General features: G+C 47.0%; 4 protein-coding genes and 1 pseudogene. 4 read left to right on the top strand and 1 reads right to left on the bottom strand.

Annotated elements, in window-relative coordinates; all coding sequences use genetic code 11:
* The 4 genes and pseudogenes from AC1DUA_RS22780 to AC1DUA_RS22765 form a co-directional block, all read left to right on the top strand.
* Nucleotides 1–416: pseudogene (locus tag AC1DUA_RS22780) on the top strand (extracellular solute-binding protein); the annotation flags it as partial.
* 125 nt (nucleotides 417–541) lie between these two features.
* Nucleotides 542–1,369 carry a phytanoyl-CoA dioxygenase family protein gene (locus AC1DUA_RS22775; protein ID WP_477501948.1) on the top strand — a complete coding sequence of 276 codons (828 nt, stop codon included), beginning with the start codon at nucleotides 542–544 and terminating at the stop codon, nucleotides 1,367–1,369.
* A gap of 24 nt (nucleotides 1,370–1,393) precedes the next feature.
* The gene (locus AC1DUA_RS22770; RefSeq protein ID WP_477501947.1) at nucleotides 1,394–2,152 is read left to right on the top strand and encodes an SDR family oxidoreductase; all 759 of its coding nucleotides are present in this window, start codon (nucleotides 1,394–1,396) and stop codon (nucleotides 2,150–2,152) included.
* A gap of 24 nt (nucleotides 2,153–2,176) precedes the next feature.
* Nucleotides 2,177–3,175, top strand: coding sequence for a LacI family DNA-binding transcriptional regulator (locus tag AC1DUA_RS22765; RefSeq protein WP_477501946.1), 999 nt, complete (start codon nucleotides 2,177–2,179; stop codon nucleotides 3,173–3,175).
* Nucleotides 3,176–3,206: 31 nt separating this feature from the next.
* Here the strand turns inward: AC1DUA_RS22765 and AC1DUA_RS22760 are convergent, their stop codons facing one another.
* The gene (locus tag AC1DUA_RS22760) at nucleotides 3,207–4,847 is read right to left on the bottom strand and encodes a GMC oxidoreductase (protein WP_477501945.1); all 1,641 of its coding nucleotides are present in this window, start codon (nucleotides 4,845–4,847) and stop codon (nucleotides 3,207–3,209) included.
* Between the last annotated feature and the right edge of the window lie 190 nt (nucleotides 4,848–5,037).

Here is a 5,037-nt window from a genome sequence, read left to right as displayed (position 1 = left end):
GTTCTTTGTTAGTGCAATACGGGGTGAAAGGCAAGCATTTCAACCTCGATGGCAATAAAGTTGTCCCGACAGACCTGATGGGCAAAGAGGGCGGTTATTTCTGGCTGTACCAATTCGCAGGGCGTCCGGAAATGGAATATTTGACGGTGAAATTCGGTCCGCAGGCGAAGTATATGGAGTATGCGAGCAAACAGCCGCACATCGATGGTTTGGCTGGATTCGTGGATATGCCGAATGGTTATAACGCCGCAGATGCGAGTCGCTATATTGAAGAAGAGTTCTCCAAATTCTTGTACGGCAAGCGTCCGCTCAGTGAATATGACAGCTTTCTTAAGACGCTGGAAAGCTCCATGAACTATAAAGCTTACTTGGATGCTTCTGATAAAAGGATTAAAGAGCTTGGCTACGTGAAGTAAACATTGAACAGTACAGAAAAGGAAGGAGAAATGGGCTTCCTTTTCTTTTAAAAGAATTATTTACACGTGTAAATTTAATAGTTATAATGACCATAAATTAATAAAAAAACGAGGAGTGTGTTCACATGACACAAACAAAATTAGATATTCCTGCACTTATTGAGCAGTTTAACGAAAACGGTTATTTGATACTGCCAGGTGTTTTGTCAGAAGAAAAAGTTAACCGTTTGAACGCTGCGATCGACCGAGTTGTCGCTGAAGAACCGGATTCATTAGCATATAACATTTATAACAGCATAGAGAGAGACGATGAAATAGCTTCACTGATTGATGAGCCGACGTTGCTGCCACTCATGGTTAATTTGCTCGGTTATAACATTCAGCTGCACATTTCACACTTAACTGTACGTAAACCGAATCCTAATGATGTGAAAACCGAGTCGCATAGCTTCATTAACTGGCATCAAGATGGCCCTCATCCACAGTTTCCGAAGCAAGATGGCCTCACCTCTACCTATTACATCAAAACATGCTATATCTTGAGCGATATGTCCCAGCCGGATCGCGGTAATACCAAAATCATTCCTGGCTCGCATAACAAGCCGTTTCATCCAGAGAGTCAGGACGTGGATGGTCAGGTGGCAGGGGAAATACAAGTATGCGGCAAGCCAGGCGATGTGTTCATATTCCCACAAAACCTGTGGCACGCCGGTGCGCCTAATCGCTCGGAATTTACGCGCAGGCAGTTGTTTCTAGGGTATAGCCCGATCTGGATGAGACCAATTGACTACCGCACGGCATCTGATCGGTTGCTGGAAAGCGCATCTCCTTACCGGAAGCAGCTTCTAGGTGTCATTGATGAGAATCCGTTTAAATATTATGTTCCCTCCGAATCTATGGTACCATTAAAGGAGCTGTACAATCAGGATGCTGGCAAAAGCATCTACAAATAAGCTCACTTGGAAGAGGTGGATATCTTGGGTTCATCAACAAGATTAGAGGGAAAGATCGCGCTTGTTACCGGAGCATCACGCGGACTGGGGCGTCATATCGCAGCTGCACTTGCGGCAGCAGGAGCGAGTGTTGCTGTCAACTATGCATATAGCGTGCAGGATGCAGAAGAAACGGTTCGACTGATTACCACGGCAGGAGGCAGCGCAGTTGCTTTTCGCGCTGACATCACAAGCGAGGGAGAAGTTAGCGAGCTCATCGAGCGAGTGGAGCAGCATTTTGGCAGGAGTATTGATATTCTGGTCAACAATGCGACTGGCCCTCAGCCGATGTTATCCATTGAAGAGAGCACATGGCAGACCTACCTGGATCAACTGGATTTCTTTGTGAAAGCGCCATTACTGCTTGCGAAAGCGGTGCTCCCGGGGATGAAGTTGAAGAGAGAAGGAAGTATTATTCATATCGGCAGCGAAGTCGTGCAAATCGGCAATGCCAACTTCTCCAGCTATGTCACGGCCAAGGCATCCATGGTGGGCATGACGCGATCATGGGCTAGTGAGCTGGGACCTCACGGAATCCGGGTCAATTTGGTTGCACCAGGCTGGATACCTGTGGAGCGCCATGAAGGAGTCAGCACGGAAGGTTACCAAGCCGGTGTACCGCTAGGGCGAGTCGGTGAGCCGTCAGATATTGCGAATGCCGTGGTGTTCTTAGCATCGTCGGAGTCAGGTTTTGTTACTGGGCAATGCCTATCGGTTAACGGGGGCAACACGTTTGGGATTTGATCATGTTTGTTAGGGTGAAAGCGAATGGTAACTAGGAAGGATGTAGCCGACCGCGCAGGAGTCTCCTCTGCGGTCGTTTCTTATGTATTGAACAATCGGGAGATTGTGAAGGAAGAGACGAGGCAGAAAGTGCTGGAAGCCATTCGCGAGCTTGGCTATCAACCGAATTTATTAGCGCAAAGCCTGAAAACGAAAAAGTCACGGCAGATCGCCGTGCTGATCAACTACCTCGGGAACCCTTTTGAGGCGGGGCTATTAATAAACATCGAGCAGCATGCGAAAGATAGAGGGTACTTTGTGTTTTTCCAAACTTATAAACAAGAGGAAGAAGATCAGCTCAAAAGCTTGTTCATGGGCAGAGTGGATGGTATTTTACTGCTCGGACAAGCGCTGAAACCGCAGGTGGTGGAGCATTTTCAGGCGCTTGATATGCCGGTTGTGTCTGTTTTGAAGCCAGTGGGTTCAAGCCCGGACTCGGACGCTTCCGTACCTTATATGGATTTGGATTGGGAAGCCGAGATGAGTAAGTTGGTCCGCCATTTGCAGCAGCAAGGCCACACTCGGATTGGTTTCATGGGCAGTGGTGAAGCTGGCCAGCATTATGAAGTCAGGCTGCAGGCATTTATTCATGCGTTGCGGGAAACAGGTTGTGCTTGGTATTCAGAGGATTTATTGGATGGGGGAGGCAGGTTTGAGCCGGCTGAACGGGCATTGCATGCTGAATTGATTCGTCAGTCAGTTGGCTTTACAGCACTGGTCTGTGCCAATGATTTGATGGCCGCTGGCTGCCTCGCCGCTTGCCGAAAGGCTGGTGTGCGGGTGCCGGAACAGCTGGCTGTCGCTGGTTGCGAGGATATTCTGATGTCCTCACAAACGGACCCGCCGCTCACAGCCATCCATTATCCTCGTCCGCAGATGGGCGAAGCAGCAATGAGATTGCTGCTTGATACGATAGAAGGAAACGTAGCTGAAACGCCTCTCTTTTCAGGAGAACTGGTTGTTCGGCGATCTACGGAAATTTGATGATGGGCCCTGCCGGTTATGTTGGCAGGGCTTATTTGTTTAATTGATGGATGATATGATCAGCCGTCCGAATCGCTAAGGCAACCGTTGTCAATGTAGGATTGGCAGCACCGCTATAGGGTATAACGCTATTATCAGCTACATATAGGTTCGACATGCCATGTATACGGCCATATGGATCCGTTGCGGAAGTAGAAGGATCATTCCCCATACGGCAACTTCCCACTTCGTGGTAATCTTCTCCCGGTACATAAAAAGATAGTTCAGGCTGGTGGCTTTTTGCACCAATGGAACCTTGCAGACTGGCGACCATTTTGTTAGTGGCATGCAGCATTTTGCCAATAATGGTCTTATCCTTTTCGCTATAGGAGAAGCGAACTTGTATGTTTGGCACCCCATACGCGTCCACACTAGTGTGGTTTAGAGAGATATAATTATCAAACTGCGGCTCCACAACGCCCAAAGTTTCAATTCCGATATCGAATTCCTTGAGGACTTCTTTATTTTCAAAAACCGGGTACCATAGATACCGTTCTAGATCAGGTCCATATAGGATCATTTGATAGGGCTCAACAACCGTTCGAGGTTTCCAAATAAAAAGCGTTCCCAACACTTCTGGGAAATAGCTGCGATCAATCTTAACGGTCGCGACCATTTTGGAGTGATTCATTAAATAATGACCGATCGCTTTTCCTGGAATGCCGGAATATAAGAGAAGGCGCGGTGTTTCCCAAGTGCTTGCCGACACGACAATGGTTTTTGCTTTGATGAAATAAGATTTCTTATCGGGAGACATGACCTGCAATCCAGTTGCGCTTCCATTTTCGGACAAAATTTGAACAGCCCTGGCATTAACAGCTAAATCAAATGGTCTCTGATTTAAGGCTGAACCCAGAAAGGCAATGGAGCTGAACAAAGCGTTGGAATGGACCTGGCCGAACTTCGTTGCCGTAAGATCAATTGCTGTCGGGAGCTCGGTAACCTCTGGAAAACCGCTGCCTCTAAGGATTTCGAGCATCATCGTAGTAATCGTGGAATCTTGTGTATATCCTTTTGAAATATTCATTATCCGCTCAGCAATGTTATAGTACGGGGTTAATTCTTCGTAAGAAATCGGCCATTCCTTCATGTCGACGGGGTGCATGCGAGGTGAAGCCGTTGACCAGAATAAGGTTTTACCTCCTAGCGCAAAAACTTGYGATGCTCCTGGGTATTCGGGTTGGGATTTGCCTAGCGGATACGATATATTTTTGTAAAAATCCCGTTTGCGCGATGCATTTAGTGTAGGAATATTCATACTGTGCGTGGGGATCAAGAGATCGCCTCTCTCGACGATGCCAATCCGTTTACCATTTAGTCCCCATTGCTGGCATAATCTCCATAGGACAGCAGGACCTCCTGCACCCGCACCAACGATAAGCACGTCGTATTCAGTTTGTGACATTTCTTCTAGTGAAGTTAGAGGAATCCACTGTTTAAGATCAGTTTCGGGAGGCTGAGGTGTAGCGATGGGGATATGAATCATTCGTTTTAAATTCACCGTCTGACCAGCTATGTAAGTATCGGGATTTTGAATGTGGGGATTGAGAGATAGTAGTTTTTGTATATCTAGATGCATCCGATAGGCGATACTTTTTAAAGTATCGCCAGTTTGTGCCGTGTAGGAATCCATAACAGGTCACATCCGATCTGTAAGTATGTATATAGCTTATGAGTAGGAGTTCTATTTATGAGGAATTAGCAGGAGAAATCGGCGTTATTGTAAAGTAATCCATCTACTCAACTGTGCTATTGCAAGGGGACGCTCCATTCGGCTGGTTCAGCTGAGATAGATGGAAAATCTACCGTTATCTGGGCTGCTC

This window comes from Paenibacillus sp. 01T422, assembly GCF_056398785.1.
This window is presented reverse-complemented; position numbering and strand designations above follow the sequence as displayed.

Excerpts from the sequence above, each read along its gene's own strand:
- AC1DUA_RS22765 (WP_477501946.1), top strand. The coding sequence starts at position 2,177 with ATGGTAACTAGGAAGGATGTAGCCGACCGCGCAGGAGTCTCCTCTGCG.
- AC1DUA_RS22775 (WP_477501948.1), top strand. The coding sequence starts at position 542 with ATGACACAAACAAAATTAGATATTCCTGCACTTATTGAGCAGTTTAAC.